Origin of the sequence: Saccharothrix sabaoui, assembly GCF_051756985.1 — a bacterium.
GTDB lineage: Bacteria > Actinomycetota > Actinomycetes > Mycobacteriales > Pseudonocardiaceae > Actinosynnema.
In genome coordinates this window covers 1-20744 of record NZ_JBPKJK010000154.1, presented here as the reverse complement: position 1 = coordinate 20744, position 20744 = coordinate 1, and the positions used below count along the sequence as shown (strand labels likewise).

13 protein-coding genes are annotated in these 20744 nt (G+C 74.9%); 3 read left to right on the top strand and 10 right to left on the bottom strand.

Going from position 1 to position 20744, the window contains the following annotated elements:
• The 5 genes from ACR807_RS33365 to ACR807_RS33345 form a co-directional block, all read right to left on the bottom strand.
• The coding region (locus ACR807_RS33365; protein WP_438925463.1) for an HAD-IA family hydrolase at positions 1-657 on the bottom strand (657 nt) is incomplete at its 3' end.
• Positions 654-2393, bottom strand: a complete 1740-nt coding sequence (gene glmS / locus ACR807_RS33360) for a glutamine--fructose-6-phosphate transaminase (isomerizing) (protein ID WP_438925462.1) — start codon at positions 2391-2393, stop codon at positions 654-656. The genes ACR807_RS33365 and glmS, both read right to left, overlap by 4 nt.
• A 55-nt stretch (positions 2394-2448) precedes the next feature.
• Positions 2449-3177 (bottom strand): PIG-L deacetylase family protein, encoded by a 729-nt coding sequence (locus ACR807_RS33355; RefSeq protein WP_438925461.1) that lies wholly within the window; start codon positions 3175-3177, stop codon positions 2449-2451.
• Complete coding sequence (locus ACR807_RS33350; protein ID WP_438925460.1) at positions 3174-4592, bottom strand: glycosyltransferase; 1419 nt, start codon at positions 4590-4592, stop codon at positions 3174-3176. The genes ACR807_RS33355 and ACR807_RS33350 overlap by 4 nt, the downstream gene beginning before the upstream one ends.
• The gene (locus ACR807_RS33345; protein WP_438925459.1) at positions 4589-5851 is read right to left on the bottom strand and encodes an MFS transporter; all 1263 of its coding nucleotides are present in this window, start codon (positions 5849-5851) and stop codon (positions 4589-4591) included. The genes ACR807_RS33350 and ACR807_RS33345 overlap by 4 nt, the downstream gene beginning before the upstream one ends.
• A gap of 654 nt (positions 5852-6505) precedes the next feature.
• On the opposite strand from ACR807_RS33345, the gene ACR807_RS33340 reads away from it, so the two are divergent.
• Positions 6506-7888, top strand: coding sequence for a glycoside hydrolase family 6 protein (locus ACR807_RS33340; protein WP_438925458.1), 1383 nt, complete (start codon positions 6506-6508; stop codon positions 7886-7888).
• Positions 7889-8000: 112 nt separating this feature from the next.
• On the opposite strand, the gene ACR807_RS33335 is transcribed toward ACR807_RS33340, so the two are convergent.
• A complete protein-coding gene (locus ACR807_RS33335) occupies positions 8001-10874 on the bottom strand; it encodes a helix-turn-helix transcriptional regulator (protein ID WP_438925457.1) in 2874 nt (957 codons plus the stop codon).
• A gap of 208 nt (positions 10875-11082) precedes the next feature.
• Between ACR807_RS33335 and ACR807_RS33330 the strand changes: the two genes are divergently transcribed.
• Positions 11083-13725 (top strand): AAA family ATPase, encoded by a 2643-nt coding sequence (locus ACR807_RS33330; RefSeq protein WP_438925456.1) that lies wholly within the window; start codon positions 11083-11085, stop codon positions 13723-13725.
• 52 nt (positions 13726-13777) lie between these two features.
• Here the strand turns inward: ACR807_RS33330 and ACR807_RS33325 are convergent, their stop codons facing one another.
• The 4 genes from ACR807_RS33325 to ACR807_RS33310 all read right to left on the bottom strand — a co-directional run bounded on the left by ACR807_RS33325 (position 13778) and on the right by ACR807_RS33310 (position 17549).
• A complete protein-coding gene (locus ACR807_RS33325) occupies positions 13778-14401 on the bottom strand; it encodes a response regulator transcription factor (RefSeq protein WP_438925455.1) in 624 nt (207 codons plus the stop codon).
• A 361-nt stretch (positions 14402-14762) separates the two neighbouring features.
• Entirely contained in the window at positions 14763-15449 is a 687-nt protein-coding gene (locus ACR807_RS33320) for a helix-turn-helix transcriptional regulator (protein WP_438925454.1), read from the bottom strand.
• Between the two features lie 245 nt (positions 15450-15694).
• Positions 15695-16081 (bottom strand): Rv0250c family protein, encoded by a 387-nt coding sequence (locus ACR807_RS33315; RefSeq protein ID WP_438925453.1) that lies wholly within the window; start codon positions 16079-16081, stop codon positions 15695-15697.
• A 19-nt stretch (positions 16082-16100) separates the two neighbouring features.
• A complete protein-coding gene (locus ACR807_RS33310) occupies positions 16101-17549 on the bottom strand; it encodes an acyl-CoA carboxylase subunit beta (protein ID WP_438925452.1) in 1449 nt (482 codons plus the stop codon).
• Positions 17550-18044: 495 nt separating this feature from the next.
• Between ACR807_RS33310 and ACR807_RS33305 the strand changes: the two genes are divergently transcribed.
• A partial coding sequence (locus ACR807_RS33305) for an ATP-binding protein (RefSeq protein ID WP_438925451.1) occupies positions 18045-20744 on the top strand: 2700 nt, incomplete at its 3' end.

Here is a 20744-nt window from a genome sequence, read left to right as displayed (position 1 = left end):
CGGCTGCGCGGTGACGTGCCGCAGGCTCGGCACGCAGGTGTCGAAGACGCCGGCCGGGACGCGCGCCAGCCGCTCCCCCACCCCGATCACGCGGAGGCCCGCGGCCCTGGCCGCCGACGCGCCGGTGACCGTGTCCTCCACGGCGACCGCGTCGCCGGGGCTCGCCTCCAGCCGGAGCAGGGCGGCGCGGTAGGGCTCCGGGTCCGGTTTGCCCGCGCTGACGTCGTCGGCGCTCACCACGACGTTCGGGTCCGGGATGCCCAGGGAGTCCAGGCGGCGGGTGACCACGTCCCGCGCGCCGGACGTGACGACCGCCGTCACCTCCCGGGGGATGCTGCGGTACAGCTCCAGGGCGCCGGGCATCGGCGTGGTCCGGGCGGCCAGCTCGTACTCGATGCGCTGGATCGCGCGGGCCTCGGCCTCGGCGTCGAGGTGCGGCGCGGCGATCCTGACGAACTCGACGTCGGTGAGCGAGCGGGAGGCGTCCGCCAGGCCGTCGAGGCCCACCCGCCTGCTCGCGGCCCAGTCGGTGACGGCGCGCTCGATGTGGTCGTGGGAGTCGGCGAGCACGCCGTCGAGGTCGAAGCAGACCGCGCTGCACCGGAACTCCAGCGCGCCCGCTCCCAGCAGGACGGTGGTGGTCGGCGCGGCCCTCATTCGACCGTCACGCTCTTCGCGAGGTTGCGGGGGCGGTCGACGTCGCGGTCGAGCAGGGTCGCGGCGTGGTGGGCGAACACCTGGAGCGCGACCCCCGTGACGACGTGGTCCAGCAGCGGGTGCGGGGACGGCAGCCGGGTGGTGGGCACGCCGAACTCGCCGTGCGAACCGTGGGCGAACACGACGACCTCACCGCCGCGCGCCCGGATCTGCTCGACGAGGTTCGCGTCCCGGCCCCCGCTGTCGCGGCCGGCGAGCACGACGGAGACGTGCCCGGGACCGACCAGGGCGAGCGGTCCGTGCTTCAGCTCCGACGCCTGGTACGCCTCGGCGTGGATGTAGGAGATCTCCTTGAGCTTCTGCGCCCCCTCCCGGGCGACCGGCCACGACGTCCCCCGGCCCAGGTAGTACATGCTCCGGCGGGTGTGCACGGCCTCCGCCACCTCGCGGATGCCCGCCGACCGGGTCGCGAGGAGGTCGGCGAGGACCGTCGGCAGCAGCGGCAGCGCGAGGTCCAGTTCGAGCAGCTCCTCCGACGGGGCGCGGGGGTCCGACCGGGCCAGCCACGAGGCGAGCGCCAGCCCGGCGAGCTGCACGTTGGTCACCACCTTGGTCGACGCCACGGACACCTCCGCGCCGGCGCGCAGGTGAACCGACGCGTCGCTGCGGCGGTCGAGGGTGGACCCCGGCACGTTCACGAACGACAGCGCCTGCACCGGGTGCTGCCGCAGGTACCGCTGGGCGTGCAGCGTGTCGAGCGTCTCGCCGGACTGGCTGATGAGCACGTGCAGGCAGTCCGGTTCGACGACCGGGTGGCGCTGGGTGAACTCCGCGGCCGGCTCGGCGGTCGCGGGGACGCGCGCCAGGTGCTCGACGAAGGACGCCGCGACCTGGCCCGCGTAGTAGGACGACCCGCACCCGAGGAAGCGGACCCGCCTGATCGACGAGCGGTCCAGGGAGGCGGCCCAGTCCGGCGACGGGTCCGCGCCGGCGGGCGTGAACAGCGCCCCGATCGCCGCGCGGGCGGTCCGCGGTTGCTCGTGGATCTCCTTGAGCAGGTGGTCGGGGTAGTCCCCCTTGCCGGTCCAGGCGAACTCGCCACCCAGCGGCTCCCACTCCCGGTCCTCCGGGACGGCGGTGGTGATGGTGAGGACCTCGCCGTCGAGGACCTGCGAGCAGCGCGTGCACCCGCCCGTCAGCGCCGCGCGGTCGGAGGCGACGTGGACCGAGCTGCCGTCGGTGCCGATCAGCAGCGGGCTGCCCTGGGAGGCCGCGACCAGCGTGCCGGGGCGGTTCGCCACGATGACCAGCACCGCGTAGTCGCCGTCGACGCGCGCGAGGGTCAGGCGGACGGCGTCCGCCGTGTCGGCGCCCTGGTCGCGGTGCCAGGCGATGAGGTGGGCGAGGACCTCGCTGTCGGTGTCCGAGGTGGTGGCGATCCCCCGGTCGTCGAGTTCCCGCCGCAGTTCCGCGACGTTGCGGACCGTTCCGTTGTGGACGATGGCGGTGGACGAGTCGTAGCTCAGGTGGGGGTGGGCGTTGCGGGTCGAGGGCGCGCCGTGGGTGGCCCACCGCGTGTGCGCGATCCCGGACCCGCCGGTGGCCTCGGGCGGGCACACCGCCCCCAGCGAGGTCACCGGTCCCGCGGCCTTGCGCACCCGGAACCCTCCCGGGGCGTGCACGGCCATCCCGGCGGAGTCGTACCCCCGGTACTCCAGTCTTTCGAGCGCCGTCATCAGCGTCCGCCCGACGTCTCGGGTGCCTGTCGTTCCTGCGATTCCGCACATGGGCTCATCCGTCCTCGTGGTCGGGGTGGAGCCCCGGCAGCGTCGAGCCGGGGTGGTGGATCGGGAAGTGCTCGGGCGCCCGGAACGCCTCCGCGGCCTGCGTGCCGCACTGGAGGCCGCGGAGCCTCGCCTGCCTAGTGGCGTAGTCGAGGTAGTCGGTGCCGTCCGTGCACCGCAGCCAGTCGTTCTGGCTGCGGTGCGCGCCGAGCATGGTGAGCTTGGTGTCGAGGGTGGCCGTGATGTCCACCCAGCGCTGCGGGTTCGCGCCGACGAGCGCCAGGGTGTCCATGTGGAACACGGCCGGGAGCGACCCGACGGCGGCGCTCGCCGTCCGGTGCAGCGGGGAGGCGGCCAGCTGGAGGCTGTTGAGCGCGATGGCCGCCGCCGCCCGGTGGTCGGGGTGGTAGTCGTGGGGGTCGGGGACGAGCAGGAGGTCGGGCCGGAACGCCCGGAGCACCTCGCTGAACGCGGTGCGCGTCCCCGGGCTGTCGAACAGGAACCCGTCGGGCTCGCCGAGCCGGAACGTACGGGCGCCGAGCACCTCCGCGGACCGCTCCGCCTCCGCCGCGCGCACCTCCGCGATCGACGCCTTGTCGCCGTCGGGCGCGCCGAGGTCGCCGTTCGTCAGCACGCAGATCCCGATGGCGTGGCCCCGGAGCCGGTAACGCGCCAGCGTGCCCGCGCAGAGGATCTCCACGTCGTCGGGGTGCGCCCCGACCGCCAGCACGTTCACGCCGCCTCCCCCGCGCCGACCAGCCCGCCGAGGAAGTCCAGCTCGGCGTGGAAGTGCGAGTCCGGCAGGAAGCGGTCGCGGGTCCGCTCCCTCGCGGAGTCGCCGGTGGCCCGGCTCGCGCGGGGGTCGGTGAGCAGCTCGACGACCGCCGCGCCGAACCGGTCGTCCGGGTCGGGCAGGGCGACCGCCCGCCCGTACCGGTCGTCGGGGATCTGGGTGGCGATGCCGCCGACCGCCGTGGCGACGACGGGCCTGGCCTTCCACATGGCCTCGGTCACGGTCAGGCCGAACCCCTCCGACCGGCTCTTCTGGACGACGACGGCGGCGTGCCGCTGGGCGGCGTTGACCACGCGGGCGTTCTCCGCCGCGTCCCCGGTCGGCAGGCAGCACAGCTGGACCCGGGACCGCACCGCCCCCGGCAGCCGCCGCCAGTGCTCGACGCACCGCCGGAAGTACCCGTCCGCCTCGGGGTCGTCCGCCACGCCGTCGACCTGAGGCCCGATGAGGGTCAGGTAGGCGTCCGTCGCGGGCGCCACCGCCCGGCCGAAGCTGTCCATGACCCCCGTCATGTCCTTCACCGGGTCCCACCGGGAGACCTGGGCGACCACGGGCACGTCCGGCGCGGGCGCGGGTCCCTCCCGGACGACCACGTGCCCCGCCACCCGGCCGGGCTCCCGCGCGCCGGGGCCGCCCAGCAGGCCCCACCGCGCCAGCAGCGGGCGCGCCTCGTCCGGCGGCGCGGCGTCGTTCTTCGCGGACGTCGGGTCGATGAACGGGGTGATCGCCGCGCCGGGCAGCCCGCCGCCGGCCGGGAGCACCACGTCGCGGAAGTGCTCCCGGGTCGTGATGAGCCCCCGTGCCGCGGCGAGGAAGGGCGCGAGGAACTCCCCGGAGCGGGCGGTGTGCTCGTTCGGGCGGTCGGCGCCGTTGTGCGCCCGCCACACCGGCACCGCGCCCAGCTCGGCGACCCGGTCGCACAGCCCCGCGGTCTGCGGGTCGTGCAGGACCACGACGTCACCGGGTCGCACGTGCCGCGCCAGGTGGGCCGCGGCGTCCCGGCTGGCCCGCCGGAAGCGGTCGGCCTGCGCCGCGCCGAGGGGGCCGCCGTCGCCCGGGACGCCGGAGACGCCGTTGTCGATCCGCTTGGTGGTGGTGAAGAAGTCGGTGCCCGCCTCGATGACGAGCCACCGGACGTCGATGCCCAGAGCGTGCCCGTAGCCCAGGAGCGGCCTGAGCATCTCGGCGACGCCACCGCCGTCCGCCGTGGAGTTGACGTGCCACACGGTGGGCATCGCGGCCCTCCAGCGGGCCGCCGCCGCGAGCAACCGGTCCCAGCGCTCGGTGGTGAGGCAGGCTCGGAGCCCGTCGAGCCGGTACCGGCCGACCGGTACCTCGCGCAGGTGCGCGGAACTCATCCCTTTCCTCCTTCCGGTTCTGCACCGCCCTTCGGGGCGGCGGTGGTGCGGTCGAGGTGGTGGGTGGCCAGCGCGATCGCCGCCGCGGCGGCCACCCCGATGACGCCGAGGGTGGTCGGGAGGCCCGCCGCCTCGGCCAGCACGCCGACGAGCGGCGGGCCCGCGAGGTAGGCGAGGTACCCGACCGCGCTCACGCAGGCGGTGGCGGTCGAGACCGAGTGCGGCATCCGCTCGGTCGCCGCGGTCATCGCCAGCGGGAAGACCGGGCCCAGGGCCGACCCGACGACCGCCACGGCGGTGAACGCGCCCACCGCGCTCGGTTGGACGAGGCCGATCACCAGCGCGGCCGCGGTCGTGCAGGCCGCCCCGCGCAGGACCGCCCGCCGGCCGAAGCGGGCCACGACGACGTCCCCGAGGGAGCGGGACGCGAACATGGCGACGCTGAACGCGACGACGGTCGCCGACCCCAGGTCCAGTCCGCCGCCGAAGTCCCGGGAGACGAGCAGGGCGGACCAGTCGGTGATCATGCCCTCCACGAGGAGGCCGCTGATCGCGACGGCGGCGACGGCGAGCGGGAGCGCCGCGATGCTGCGCAACATCGACGTGCCCGGTGTTCCCGACGTGCCCGGTGTTCCCGACGTGACCGGTGTTCCCGACGTGCCCGGCGGTGCGCCGCGTTCCGGCGCGCGGGGCGCGGTGCGCGGCAGGGCGGGTGCGGCGACGGCCAGCAGCGCCACCAGGACCGCGGCCACCGCCGAGAAGTGCAGCAGGACCCCCGCGTCCAGGTTCGTGGCGAGCGCGCCGCCGGCGGCTCCGAAGAGGACGCCGAGGCTGTAGCCACCGTGCAGCCGCGAGATGACCGGCGGCCGGTCCGGCGTCCGCTGCTGGAACTCGATCCCGGCGGTGTTCATCGCCACGTCCAGGCACCCGCTGGCCGCGCCCAGGAGCACGAGGACGATCCCCAGGGACACCGCGTCCCAGGCGACCGCGATCAGCGGGAGCAGCCCGGCGAACGCCAGGCCCGAGACGACGCACAGCTCGCGCGCGCCGGTGCGGCGCAACAACCGGCTGGTGCCCAGCAGGGCGGGGACCGAGCCGGCGGCCACCCCGAACAGCGCCACGCCCAGCGCGGCGTCCGAGAGCCCCAGCAGCGACTTGACCTCGGGTATCCGCGGCGCCCAACTGGCCAGGACGGCACCGTTGAGGAAGAAGACGAGCCACAGCGCGGGGACGTGGGAGATCGGACGACGTGTTTCCACCATCGGTCAGCCTCACGGCCGCCCTGACGGGAATGTCGGACGGTCCCCGGACGGTCAGGAACCGCTGCGACCGGTCGAACGGTCGCCCCTACCTGTTCCCGATGACAGCACGTTCCGCGCAGCCGTGCAAGCCGAGTGGTCGCGCACCGGGTCGCCGGACCCGTGGACCGCATGTTTTCTTTTGCTCACCACAATCAATTCCCCCTCCCCTGGAAGAACATTCCCGGCGCGCCGGAAACCCGGCCCGCCTCGGTCAACCCGGCGATTCGAGCAGAACGCCCGTCAATCGTGTTCCCGACCGCCTCGCCACCGAAACCAGCCTCCCGGGAAGTGGACGCGGAGCCGCTCAGCCTTCACCTACCCACGGTGGAGCACGGGTCTCCGCACCGTTCGAGGGTGGTTCGACGTCGAACGCGGTCGAACGGGGAAATCCGCGCACCCCGTTCCACTTCCGCGCGGTCTGGAATACCCGGCGCGGCGGTGCATTGACCGTGAAAGCTCTTCACGACAAGTCACTCCCCTGCTACGGTCCGATTCCTGGGAACGTTCCCAGAATTCCGCCGTCGATCCTGATCCCCTATCAGGGAGCCGAAGATGCCACTGAAGTCATCATCAGGCACGAGCAGGAGAGTTCCACGTCGCGCACTCACCGCGGTGGCCGCGTTCGCGTTCGCGGCGGCGACGGCGCTGGGCACGGGCCCCGCTGCCGCGGAGGGCGTGGGCGCGGAGGGTGTGGGCGCGGAGGGTGTGGGCGCGGAGGGTGTGGGTGCCACCGGTGTGGGCGCCGCCGCGCGCGTCGACAACCCGTACGCCGGCGCGTCGGTGTACGTGAACCCCGACTGGGCCGCGAAGGCGCGCGCCGACGGCGGGTCCGCCATCGCCAACCAACCCACGTTCGTCTGGCTGGACCGGATCGCCGCCATCAACGGCGTGGGCGGCAGCCGCGGCCTGCGGTCGCACCTGGACAACGCGGTGTCCCAGGCGGCCGGGCGGACGATGGTCGTCCAGTTCGTCATCTACAACCTGCCCGGCCGCGACTGCGCGGCGCTGGCGTCCAACGGCGAGCTGGGCCCCGACGACCTCCCCCGCTACAAGACCGAGTACATCGACCCGATCGCCGCGATCATGGGCGACGCGAAGTACGCGAACCTCCGCATCGTGACGATCATCGAGATCGACTCGCTGCCCAACCTCGTGACGAACGTCGGCAGCCGGCCGACCGCGACGCCGCAGTGCGACCGGATGCTCCAGAACGGCAACTACGTCAACGGCGTCGGGTACGCGTTGGCGAAGCTCGGCGCGGTCGGCAACGTCTACAACTACATCGACGCCGCGCACCACGGCTGGATCGGGTGGGACGACAACTTCGGCGCCTCCGCGACGCTGTTCGCCCAGGCCGCCCGCGCGTCGGGCAGCACGGTGGACAACGTGACCGGGTTCATCTCCAACACGGCGAACTACGGCGTGCTGAAGGAGGACCACTACACCGTCGACGACGCGGTGAACGGGACGTCGGTGCGCCAGTCGAAGTGGGTCGACTGGAACCGGTACGTGGACGAGCTGTCGTTCGTCCAGGCGTTCCGCACCCGGCTGGTGAGCGCCGGGTTCCGGTCGGACATCGGCATGCTGGTCGACACGTCGCGCAACGGCTGGGGCGGCTCGCAGCGCCCGACCGCCAAGGGACCGACGACGAGCGTGGACGCCTATGTGGACGGTGGCCGGTACGACCGCCGCATCCACCTCGGCAACTGGTGCAACCAGTCCGGGGCGGGCATCGGCGAGCGGCCCCGGGCGAACCCAGCCCAGGGCGTCGACGCCTACGTGTGGGCCAAGCCGCCGGGTGAGTCCGACGGCGCGAGCCGGGAGATCCCGAACGACGAGGGCAAGGGCTTCGACCGGATGTGCGACCCGACGTACGGCGGCAACGCCCGCAACGGCAACAACCGGCCGGGCTCCCTCGCGGACGCCCCGCTGTCCGGGCACTGGTTCTCCGCGCAGTTCCGCCAGTTGCTGGCCAACGCCCACCCGAGGCTCTGACCCGCGCACCCGGTGGTCGGTCGCGGACCGGCCACCGGGCCACGGAGCAAGGCCGGGCCACGGAGCAAGGCCGGGCACGGCGCGAGCGCCGGGCCACGACGCGGCCACCGGGTCACGGTGCGGGCACCGACCCCGCCTGCCCCGACTTCCGGCCCGCCTGCCCCGTTCTCCGCGCCGCCTTGCCCGACTTGCGCCCCGCCTGGTCGGGCTTTCGCCCGGCCTGGTCCGGCTCCCGACCCGCCTGCGCCGCGAGGCTGCCGTCGACCCAGCACATCGCCAGCTCCAGCCGCGAGCGGCAGCCGCTGCGCTCGAACAGGCGGGCGAGGTAGTTCTCCACGCTCTTCTCGCTGCGCCCCAACGACGTGGCGATCTGGCGGTTCGTCGCCCCGGCGCTGACCAGGTCCAGCACCTGCACCTCCAGCGCGCTGAACGCCTCCCGCTCCGCGCGCCGGCGCGGCGGGGCGACACCGCGCGCCTTGGCGACCTGGGTGAGGAGCCGCCGGGCCTGCCGGGAGGCGAAGCGGTCGGCCAGGTCGCGCGCCTCGGCCAGCCACGCGCGGGGGTCGTCGGCGAGCCGCACCAGCAGCAGGTCGATCGTGAACAGCAGGGCCCGGTCGGGCCGGGCGGCCACGAGGGCGTGCGCGGCCAACGCGCTCCTCACGTCACCGCCGGCCATGGCCCGCGCCACCAGCACCCCGACCTCGGTGCCCCGGGAGCGCACCCGGTCGTGCAGGTCCGCCAGCTCGGCGGGCACCGCGTCCCGCCCGGCCCCGCCCTGCCGCCCCAGGCGCAGCAGCAGGCGCTCCAGGCCCACCAGGTGCCCGGCGGCGCGCAGGGCCCGGTAGTCCGCCCAGCCGCGCTCCGCCGCCTCGGCGGTGCGGCCGAGGTCGTGCCGGACCCCGCACCGCACCCAGGCGAGCACCGGGCCGAGCGCGGCGTCCGCCGGGATGCGGTCCAGCCAGGCGACGGCCCGCGGGAGGTCGCCGCGGGCCCGGCAGACCTCGGCGGCCACCGCGCAGGCCAGGTCGTGCTGCGGTGCGCGGTGCGCGGCGGTGGCCCGCGCCTCGATGCGGCGGGCCTTGGACAGGGCGGCGTCCCACTCGCCCGCGAGGTAGTCGTCCACCAGGTCGCGGTAGCCGCACCGGGGGCGGCGGTCCACCGGGTGGGTGCGGCTCTCGCCCAGCAGGATCGCGTAGGCCGCGCCCCAGTCCTCGAACGCCAGCGCGTCGCGCACCTGCTCGGGGTCCGCCGGCCCGCCACCCGCCCGCCGCAGCTCGGCCAGCGCGGTCTCGAACCCGTCCCGGTCGCCGAGCCCGGCCACCAGCACGTTGGCCTCGGCGCTGCCCGGCACGGGGCCGACCGCCGCCCAGGCGCCCGCCTCGGTGCGACCGCCCGCCGGGCCCGGACCCGCCAGGGCGGGGAACGCCCGCGCGCCCATCGCCATCATCCCGGCGGCCTCGGGCTCGCCGGCCGCCACCGTCTCGGCCGCCGGGTCGACCCACGCGTCCGCGCCGGTCCACCGGGCCTGGACCACGGCGAAGGCCCAGACCAGGCCCGCCTTGCGCACGGCGCGCGCGGGCAGCCGGTCGCGCCGGAGCATCACCCGGTTGCCCAGGTCGACCAGGCCGCGCACGTGGCCGCGCCGCATCATCAGCCGCATCGCGGTGCTCAGCAGCCCCGGCACCCGCCGGTCCTCGGGCGGCAGCGCGTCGAGCAGCGCCACCGCCGCCCTGATCGCCTGCCCCGGGTCCTCCTCGGCCCGCTCCACCGCCGCCAGCAGCAGCGGCGTCGCCACCTCGGCGGGCAGCGCGCCGCCCGCGGCGAGGGCGTGGCCGCGCACGGCCGGGTCGCCGCAGGCCGTGGCGAGACCGCCCCGGCGGACCGCCCCGGCGGCGATCGAGGCGTGCAGGGCGGGCAGGTCCCACCGGTCCGGTCCGGCGCGCAGCGACCTCGCCACGGCGGGCACGGCGCAGGTCACCCGGTCGTCCGGCCCGACGGAGAGGACGCCGTCCTCGACGAGCAGGTCCAGGGCGGTACCCAGGTCGTCGACGGGGCGGTCCAGGGCGGGGGCGAGCGAGAGCAGCTCGTCCACCAGCAGCCGGGTGGTCGCGGTGAGCCCGGCCACCAGGGCGGCGACCTCGACGACCCGGTCGCACTCGGCGGACGTCCCCTCGCGCTCCAGCGGCAGCCCCGCGGGCAGTTCGGTCGCGGGCAGGCACGCGTGGCCGTCCACCACCACGAGGCTGTCCCGGGGGTCCAGCGCGCCCAGCAGCGCCAGGACGTCGCCGGGGACGCCCGCGCGCGGGCCCAGCGCGGCCCGCACGGCGTCGACCAGGTCCTCCTCCGCGGCGACCTCCAGCGCCGCGCTGATCAGCTCGCGCACGGCGGCGCGGTCCAGGCCGGGCAGCTCGACCACCCGGTCGGCCGGCAGGGCGAGTTCCGCCGGCGGTTCCGGGTTTCGCCGGGTCGTCCGGCAGGCGAGCACCAGGGGAATTCCGGCCGTGCGCATTCCGCGGAGCAGCGTGCCGAACAGCGGGAATTGCCTCGGGGCAATCCGCTCGACATTGTCCAGCAGCACCGCCGACGGCCTGGACGCGGCCACCCGGGCGAGCACCGCGACCAGTGCGGCGACGAGGGCGAGCCCGGCGCGGGGGTCGTGCCGGGTGCGGTCGCGGGCCCGGCGCAGGGCGTCCACCCGGCCCACCAGGTCGGCCTCCGCCGTGCCGCGGGCGACCGCCCCGAGCACCGCGTCCGCCACTCCGACCAGGTCCAGGACGTCCGCCGACGCGGTCGCGCGCACGACGAGCACGCCGCGCGCGGCGGCCTCCCCGGCGACGACGTCGAGCAGCGCGGTCTTGCCCGCGCCCGGCGCGCCGCACAGCAGGACCGCCTCGGCCGGCGTTCCACCGGACCCGGCCACCACCTCCCGCAGGAGTCGCGACTGCTCGTCCCGGCCCACCAGCGCGCGTCTTCGGATTTCCGCCACCACCCCGTATTAACCTGCGGCGACGTGGACACCCGCAATTCAATGACTGCGGACCGTTTCCACCTGACCGCGACTCGCTCCCACTTTGTACCACGGGAGCCGCTGCCCTAAAGTCTCCACTCGGGCTGCGGGCCGTGCGGTGAATGAAATCGAAACAACGTGGACAAATTAGGAGGCCCAGCTGAGCGGGCAGGTTTTCACCGGTGCGGTGGACGCCGTGGTCGAGGCGCTGGGAGCGGAGGGCCACCGGCCGGTGGTGGTCACCGGTGACCGCGGGTCGGGGCGTACCTCGGTGCTCGCCGCCGTTGCCGACCGGGTGGGTGCCGAGGGGGCGGACGTGCGCACCACCACCTGCTTGCCCAGTGACCGTGGGAGCGCTTTCACAGTGGCGCGCCGGCTGCTCGGGTCGCTGACCGGCGGTCACGAGGCCGGTGGCGCGCCGGTGCCGCACCTGCCCCTCGCGCTGACCCGCGCGCTGCGCGAGCGCGGCCGGGTCGTGCTGCTCGTCGACGACGCCCAGCACGCCGACGACGAGTCGGCCCGGCTGCTGCGCGACCTGGTGGCCGGACCGGCGCGCGGCGACGTGCGCCTGGTGCTGTCGGAGCTGGTCCACCACCCGCGGCCCGCGCCGGCCGGGCAGGTCGACGTGCCGCTGGCCCCGATGGACCGCGACGGCGTGGCCCGCGCGCTGGTCCGGCTGCTGGGCGCCATCCCGGACGGCGCGCTGGTCGCCGAGGCGCACCGGCTGACGGCGGGCAACCCGGCCGCGCTGGTGGCGGTGGTCGAGCAGCTGCGGCGCACCGGCGGCATCCGGGTGCTCATCGGCCACGCGCACCTGCTGGAGGGCACGCCGCCGCCGGTGCTGCCCGACGACGACCGGTTCGTGCGCGCGCTGCGCGGGCTGGGCGCGACGCCGTGGCGGGTGGCCAAGGCGCTCGGCCTGCTGGGTTCGGACCACCGCTGCCCCTCGGACACGGTCGTCTCGGTGATCGAGTCCGCGGGCGTGGCCCCCGGGGCGGTCGCGGAGGCGCTGGACCTGCTGGTCGCCTCCGGTTTCGCGGAGCGCTCCGGCACCCCGGAGCGGCTCGGCTTCCGGGTGCCGCTGCTCGCGGCGGCGGTCGCGGCGCGCATGGGCCCCTACGAGCGGCGCGCGGTGTCGGCGGCCGCGGTGCGCCACCACTGGCGGCACGACCGGGCGGACGCCGCCTCGCCGCCCGACAAGCTGGCCTTCCTCGCCGACCGGATCGCGGACGGGGTGGCCCTGCTGGACCCGAAGCGCGCCGCGCGGGAGCTGCTGGACACGGGCCACGCGCTGCGCTTCACCCACATGGCCCGCGGCGCGCGCTGGATGCGGGTGGCCGCCACGCTGCTCGACGACCCGGTGGCCCAGGTGAAGGCGTTGACGGCGCACGCGTCGGCGGCCCTGCGCTCCGGCGACCACGCCACCGCGGCCCGCGAGAGCAGGGAGCTGCTGACGCGCTTCGCGAGCGCGATGGACCGCGGGCTGCGGCTCGACGTGGCCGGGCTGGAACTGCTCGCGCTGGCGGGCACCGGCGACCGCGCGGCGCTGGCCGCGGCGGCCGAGGAGCACCTGCGCCCCACCGCCGACGCCGCCCACCTCGCGCTCGGCGCGCACGCGCTGTGCCTGCTCGGCCGGTGGGACGAGGCGCGGCGGCTGCTGGAGGGGGTCCCGCCGGTGGCCCAGGAGTCAGCGGCAGAGGAGTCAGTGGCAGAAGAGTCGGCGGAGCGCTGGCTGGACAGCTCGGCGCGCTGGTCCACGGGGCTGGTCCACGGCGACCTGGCGGACCTGCGCGCGGCCGTGGCGCGGGACGGCGGGCGGACGCGCTACGACCTGACCGTGCACCAGTACGACTCGCTGCTCGGGGTGGGCGAGCTGACGGCGGCGCTGGACCTGCTGGCCCGGCGCGGGGTGGGCGTCGACCAGGTGCCGCGGCAGGACGTGTTCCTGGCCCGGTTCCTCGGGGGCGACTGGGAGCGGGGGCTGGGCACGGCGCGGTCGATGATGGCCAACACCCCGGCGTCGGCGCGGATGCCGGTCAGCGTGCTGGCCCACGCCGGCGCGTCGACGATGCTGCTGGCGCGCGGCTGGCCGACGCGGGCGGCGAGCGTGCTGGACGCGGCGCGGGCGACCGTCCCCGTGCCGCACCTGCTGGCCGCCGCGACCGCCGCGGTCCACGCGCTGCTGGGCGACGCGGACGCGGCGGAGGCCGTGCTGCGCGCCGGGCTCGCCGACGCGGGCGCGCACGGCTACGTGCTGGGCACCGGGGAGCTGTGGGCGGGGCTGGCGGAGTGCCGGGCCGCGGTGGGCGACGCCCGGGGCGCGGCGGACTGCGTGCGCGAGGTCGAACGGGTCGCCGGGTGCACGGGCGTCGCGGCGGCCCGGCTGCTGGCGCTGCGCACGGCGCTGCGGGTGGACCGGACCGCCGGCAGACCGGCCGAGGCGGTCGCGCTGGCGCGGGAGTCCGGCCAACCGTTCGAGCTGGCGCTGACGCTGCTGGCCGCCGCCGAACCGGGGCGGGCCGGGCGTGACCACCTCCTGGAGGCGTACGAGCTGTTCGGCGGGCTGGGGGCGGCCACGTGGCGCAACCGGACCCGCACGGCGATGCGCGAGGCCGGGGTGTCGGTGCCCGGCCGCAACGCCGCGGCCGCGGAGAACGAGCAACTGCTGGCCCGCCTGGTGACCGAGGGGCTGACCAACCGGCAGCTGGCCGCCGTGCTCCAGGTGAGCGAGGGCGGGATCGCGGGTCGGCTGACCCGGTTGTTCACGAAGGCGGGCGTGCGGTCGCGGGTGGAGCTGGCCACGGCGATGCGCGTCGAGGACTACCCGTGACAAGACCGTCCTCGTCGGGACCGCCCCTGATCCGGCCGGGGCACCGGTCCGCTCAGATCAGCCCGGCGCGGATGGCGTAGGACACGGCGTGCGTGCGGTTGCGCAGGTTCAGCCGCTTCATCAAGCCGTAGAAGATGTTCTTCACGGTCCGCTCCGAGTAGGACATCTCCTTGGAGATCTCCTCCAGCGTCATGCCCTCGGCCATCAGGCGGAGCATGTCGACCTCCCGGACCTGGAGCCCGGAGGGGGTCAGCCCGGCGGGCACCAGCACGTGCTCCTGGAGCCTGCGCAGGTGCTCCAGGAGCCCCGCCTGGAGGGAGTTGGGGAAGTCCGCCTGCCCCTGGTGCGCGACGTGGATCAGCCGCCGCAGCCGGGCGGGGGTGTAGTCGGCCCGCCACAGCACGCCCCGCACGCCGTGCTCGACGGCCGCGGAGTAGTCCAGGTACCAGTCGTGGCGGACGATCAGGCAGAACGCCGTGCGGGGCGTGCGCAGGTCCCGCATCATCTCCAGGGTCGTCATGTCGGCGTTGTCCACCGAGGCCACGACGACCCCGTCGACCGCCTCCCCGCCCTCGGGGGCCACCAGCTGGAACTCCACCGTCGAGTTGATCTCGTCGGCCAGGTGCGCCCGGGTGATCGGGTCCGCCGCGTGCACCGCCACGTTGATCGCGCTCATCCCCGCTCCGTCGATCGTCCTTCGCTCGTGCCGCAGGCACACTCTCCGTGTACTTCCACACACAGCTTGTCATGGCAAGGCCGCCGATCGGCACTTCGAACAGGGTTCGGCGTTAGTTCTAGGGAAACCTCCCGCGAATTGTCAGACTTCTGTACGGTACCTGATTTTTTGCAGCAAAAGACCAGGTGAGAGCACTATGAGGTAGTGACGGAAGCGAGCCCCGCACGGCCGGTTGGGCCGGTGGCCCCACGACGCGGTGCGGATCGCCGACCACCGTTCGCAGCAGGACCGCGTCGCATTCGGGTGATCCGGGCGCACGGCCGCTCCACCGGTCCGCGACTGCTCCGAACGGGCGTCGGTGCTACTTCACGAACTCCGGGCCGACCCTGGGCGGCCAGACGCCCGCCGACAGGAGGCCGAGCGAGTACGCGCGCGACACCAGCGCGGTCCGGTTGGGCACGTTGAGCCTGCGCAGCATCGTGCTCACGTGGTACTCGACGCCCTGCCGGCTCAGGTAGAGCGCCGAGGCCAGCCGCACCGACGAGACGCCGGCGGCCACGCCCTCCAGGATGCGGGCGTCCAGCTCGCTCAGCATCAGCCGGTCGTCCACCACGGGGCTCTCGTCGCGCTCCCCCCGTCCCGGCTGGACGACGACCAGCACGCGGGCGAGGTCGAACCCGGGGCGCACCGCGGTCGCGGTGAACACCACCGGCACCACCTGGTCGCCGAAGCACGTCGCCAGCACGTGCTCGGTCACGTTGGGCACCTTGTCCGCCACCAGCCGGTCGAGCTGGCGGCCCAGGTGCGAACGGGCGCTGCGGTGCACGAAGTGCAGGACCTCGCGACCGCGCAGGGTCGCGTTGCGCCAGCCGAACTCGCGGCTGAAGTCGGCGTTGACCTCCTGCACGACCAGGGCGCGGTCGAGCGTCACCATGCACAGGCCGGAGTGGTCGAAGAGGCATCTGAAGTCGTCCGCGCCGAACCTGGTGCTCGCCGACGTGGCCACCAGGTGGTCGGGTTCGTTCGAGATCGGGTATCCGAGTGACACGGCACAGCCTTCCGTGTTTTCTTTCGACGGGTCGCGCCCCGGGTGCTCCACCGGTGGACGCGCCGAGAACAGGACCGCCCCGGCGACCGCGACCGGGAACCGCGTCGATGCGGTCGGTCGCTCGTGCGCCGCCCTCGGGGAGCGTCGTCCTGTTCGTTATGCGGAGTCTTGCATAATGCGATGGTCAGCCGGGCGGCGAAGGTACCAACAGGAAGGCCGCCGGGGCGGGAACGGGCAACGGCGTCTCAACAGACGTGCCGCCGGTGACCGCCGACCCCCTCGTCGTCGACGTCCGACCACAGCGAGGGGTCGTAGGGCGTGTCCGGGACGTACACCACCTCGGCGTGGTGCGCCCGGCCCGCGGCGGGCAGGTCCGCCGCGTCGATCTCCAGCCGCTCGACCCCGTTGACGAGGCGGCGGATCACCACGTGGTCGCCGTGCCGCGCGCGCAGCGCCCGGATGCACCGGCGCACCTCGCCCAGGGCTCGGTGCAGCTCGTGGTTCTTCGGCACCGGCAGTTCTGCCCCTTCGGGCAGCGCGCCGTCCCGGGTCGTTCCCGCGTTCTCGATCGGGTTCGCGTCGTGGGTCGGGTTTGCGTTGTGGGTCGGGTTTGCGTTGTCGGTCAGGGACACGGTCGACCTCCCGGCTCGGTCACAACGGGATGTTGCGGTGGTGGCCGCGCCCGGCCGGGGCGGCGGACAGGATCTCCACGAGCCTGCGCCGGGTCCGGTCGGGGTCGACCACCTCGTCCACCACGCCCAGCTCCACGGCCTTGGCCACGCCGCCGACGGCCAGGTCGTGCTCCGCGGCCAGGACGGTGAGCAGCGCCTCGCGCTCGTGCTCCGGCGCGGCGGCGAGCTTCTTGCGGTGCAGGATCTCCACCGCGGCCCGCGCGCCCATGACGGCCACCTCGGCGTCCGGCCACGCCAGCACCGCGGTCGCGCCCAGCGAACGGGAGTTCATCGCGATGTACGCGCCGCCGTAGGACTTGCGCACCACCAGGGTCACCCTGGGCACGGTGGCCTCGGCGAAGGCGTGCAACAACTTCGCGCCGCGGCGGACGACCCCGCCCCACTCCTGCGCGATGCCCGGCAGGTAGCCGGGGACGTCGACCAGCACCACCAGCGGCACGCCCAGCGCGTCGCACGTGCGCACGAACCGCGACGCCTTCTCCGCCGACAGCGAGTCCAGGCAACCGCCCTTGCGCAGCGGGTTGTTGGCGACCACGCCGACCGCCCGCCCGCCGAGGCGGCCCAGGCCGATCACCACGTTGGGCGCCCACTTCGGTTGCAGCTCCACGAAACCGGCGCGCGGACCGCCGTCGAGCAGGGCGTCCACCAGCGGGTGCACGTCGTAGGCGCGCTTGGGCGACTCGGGCAGCCGGAAGCCGAGCGGCTCGTCCAGGCGCGGCGCGCCGATGTCGAAGCGGCCGGGGTTGGCGACCAGGTCCACGACCCTGCGGGCGTCCAGGAACGCCTGCGCCTCGCTGCCCGAGGTGATGTGCACGACGCCGGACTTGCGCCCGTGCGCCTCCGGGCCGCCCAGCCCGTCCATGTCGATCTGCTCGCCGGTCACCGACCGCACCACGTCCGGGCCGGTCACGAACACCCGGCCGCCGTCGGCCATGACGACCACGTCGGTCAGCGCCGGGCCGTAGGCCGCGCCGCCCGCCGCCGGGCCGAGCACGATCGACAGCTGGAGCACCTGCCCGGAGGCCCGGACCATCGCGCTGAACATCCGGCCGATGCCGTCCATGGCCGCCACGCCCTCGGCGAGCTTGGCCCCGCCGGAGTGCCACACCCCGATGACGGTGCAGCGCTCGCGCACCGCGAGGTCGATCGCGTCGACGATGTACGGGCACTCGTCGATGCCGATCGAGCCGCCCTTGCGGGTGGCGTCGGTGCAGTAGACGACGACGGGGGCACCCTCGATCGTGCCCCTCGCGACCACGATGTTCGCGTGCGCGGGCCGCTGGACGAGCACGGTGGAACCGGGGTCGAGCAACTGCTCCACCCGCCTGACCGGGTCGCGGTGGTCGACGTCGGCCGGTGCGACGACCGCGGGCGCGGGCGTCATTACCGCCAGGTCGGGAAGTGTCACCACCCACCTCCTTCGGATTCATGTGGGGAGCCACCAGTAAACCGCGCGGAAGTGCCGAGAATCCCTAGTCTTCGCGTCGGACCGCGCAGGAATTCCGGGCACCCGGAATTCACGTTTTTACCCTCCCCGTCCGGCCCACACCCCTGCGGCGCAGGGTGGAACCGGTTTCACCCGTGCGCTCCACCGGGAGGCAACCCGGCGTTCACCCGGGACGTCCGCACAGACCCGAGGCCCGCTCACACCATTCCGACGCACCGAAGAATGTGGGACGCACATCACAATAGGGTGAATGCAATTAGCAAACGCGTCGAGAGGCTGTCAAGGCACGCAAGTCCCCCGGACGCGCATCTAGTAGAAAGCGCCGGTTCCCCCCGGTTCCATTGCGGAGGCGGCGGCGCACGCGGAACTCTCACGGACGTCCCCGACGGCGATCGGCCGCCGGGCGGGTCGGGCGTGGCCCGGCAGGTGACGATCCGTCGAGTCGAGGTGGGGTCCATGCAATTCGGTGTGTTGGGTTCGCTGGAGGTCGTCGACCGCGGTGTCGCCGTCCCCGTGAAGGGCACGAAGCAGCGCGCGGTGCTGGCCTACCTGCTGCTGCACGCGAACCAGGTGGTGGCCACCAGCAGGTTGCTCAAGGCGCTGTGGCCGGACGAGGTGCCCTCGACGGCGCGCAAGATGGTGCAGAACGCCGTCTCCGGCCTGCGCAACGTGCTGGCGTCGCACGCCGACGGGGAGCGGTCCGCGCTGCTGCTGACCCACGCGCCCGGTTACGTCCTGCGGGTCCCGCCGGAGCAGATCGACCTGTGCCGCTTCGAGGGGCTGGCGCAGGCGGCGCGCGCGGGCCTCGCCGACGGCCGCACCGACCAGGCCGCGCAGGCGCTGCGCGAGGCCCTGCGGCTGTGGCGCGGGCCGGTGCTGGCCGACCTGGCGGAGGCCGGTGTCCGCTGGCCGGAGCTGACCAAGGTCCGCGACATGCGCGTGGGCGTCATGGAGGACTACTTCGACATCGAGCTGGAGCGCGCCCGGCACGCGGAGGTGCTGCCCGACCTGGAGCAGCTGTTCCTGGCCGAGCCGCACCGCGAGCGGCTGTGCCGCCAGCTGATGACCGCGCTCTACCGCGCCGGGCGGCACGTGGACGCCCTCCAGGTCTACCGCCGCACCCGCGCGGCGATGGCGGAGGACCTCGGCCTGGAGCCCGGCCGCGAGCTGCGCGAGCTGGAGCGGGCGATCCTGGAGCACGACGAGGAGGCGCTGAGCCCGGGGGCGCCCGCGCGGGTCGCCGACCGGGTGCGGGTCGCGCCCGTCCCCGTCGCGGAGCCCTCGGCGGGGGTCGTCCGGCCGGCCGCCGCGGCGGTGCCGGGCGTGGCGCCGGGCGCGGTGGCCGAGCGCAGGCTCGTCAGCGTCGTGGCGGTCGCCCTGCGGCAGGACGCGGACCGGGACCCCGAGGAGGTCGAGCAGTCGCTGGTGGAGATCGCCGGCGCGGTGCGCGACGAGGTCGAGCGCGCCGGCGGCGCGGTCATCGGCAGCACGGGTTCGGTGCTGCTGTCGGTCTTCGGCGTCCCCCGCACGCACGACGACGACGTGGTGCGGGCGACCCGCGCCGCGCTGGCGATCAGGGACCGGCTGCTGGGCGCGGTCGGGTCGGGGCCGGACTTCCGCCTGGCGGTGGCGACCGGCGAGGTGCTGGCGAAGTTCCCCGTCGCCGGCGGGGCGACCCCGACGATCGCGGGCACGGTGGTGGACACCTGCGCCCAGATGACGAACGCGGCCCGGCGCGGCACGGTGTGGGCCTGCGAGGTCACCCGGCAGGCCAGCGCCTCGCTCATCGCCTACGCCGAGCGGTCCGACGCGGCGGCGATGTGGCGGGCCGAGTCGGTGCGCGACACCCCCGTCCCGGCGCCGCAGCGGCACGTCCGCACCCCTTTCCTGGGCCGCGAGCTGGACCTGGACCTGCTGCACCGGATGCTGAACCAGGCCGAGCTGCACGCCCGCCCGCAACTGCTGACCCTGCTCGGCGAGGCGGGCATCGGCAAGTCCCGCCTGGTGCGCGAGTTCGTCGAGTCGCTGCCCGAGGGGGACGACGGGACCGGTCCGCTGGTGCACACCACCCGAGTGCCCGCGCTGTGCGACGACGTCGCGGTCCGCGTGCTGGCCGACGTCCTGCGCGGCTGCCTCGTCCGGCGCGACGGCGACCCGGCGGCGGCGGTGGACGAGCTGGTCGGCCCCGGCGAGCAGGCCGACTCCCTGGTCTCCCGGCTGGCGCCCCTGCTGGCGCCCTCCCCCGCCGGGATCGACCTGGAGGAGGCGTTCTACGCGCTGCGCGCCGTGCTGGAGGCGAAGGCGGCGCAGCGCCCCCTGGTCCTGGTGTTCGAGGACCTGCACCTCGCCGACGAGCGGCTGCTGGACCTCGTCGCACGGCTCTCCCGCGGTTTCGGCCCGGCGCCCCTGCTCGTGGTCGCCACCGCCCGGCCCGAGCTGCTCACCGCGCACCCCGGCTGGCACGGCACCGTGCGCAACGCGACCACGGTGACCCTGGAACCGCTGCCCGACACCGCGGTGGAGGCGCTGCTGGACTCGCTGCTGCCCGCCGGGCACGACGGCGTCCGGACCGAGCAGCTGCGGCGCTCGGTGCTGACCAAGGTCAGCGGCAACCCGCTGTTCGCCGTGGAGTACGCGACGGCGATCCGGGACGGCCGGCTCCAGGACGAGCTGCCGCCCGACCAGGTGCGCCGCGTGCTGGCCGCCCGGCTGACGGCGCTGTCGCCGGAGGAGAAGGCCGTGCTGAAGGACGCCGCGGTGCTCGGCGAGATGATCACCGCCGCGGGCATCGCCGCGGTCGGCGGCTACGGCGAGCACCAGGTCGACGCCGTCGCCCGCTGCCTGGAACGGCTCGAACGCGGCCAGCTCCTGCGCCGCGCCCCCTACCGCGACCCCGCCGAGGGACCGACCTACGAGTTCACCCAGATCCTCGTGCGGGACATCTCCTACCTGGAGCTGCCGCACACCCAGCGGGCGGCCAAGCACCGCAACGCGGCGTCCTGGATCGACGGCCTGAGCAGCGCGCGGGGCGGGCAGTGGGACGCGCACCACCCGCTGCGCAGGCACCACCACCGCCACGTGACCGCCGCCGTCGGCAGGCGCACCGCGCCCCGGTCGCTGGTCGCCGACTCGCCGAGCCGCGCCCTGGTGGGCGCC

What these genes read in the sequence shown, in the direction of transcription:
- ACR807_RS33325 (WP_438925455.1), bottom strand. Translation starts at nt 14,401, where the DNA reads ATGAGCGCGATCAACGTGGCGGTGCACGCGGCGGACCCGATCACCCGG.
- ACR807_RS33350 (WP_438925460.1), bottom strand. Translation starts at nt 4,592, where the DNA reads ATGAGTTCCGCGCACCTGCGCGAGGTACCGGTCGGCCGGTACCGGCTC.
- glmS (WP_438925462.1), bottom strand. Translation starts at nt 2,393, where the DNA reads ATGACGGCGCTCGAAAGACTGGAGTACCGGGGGTACGACTCCGCCGGG.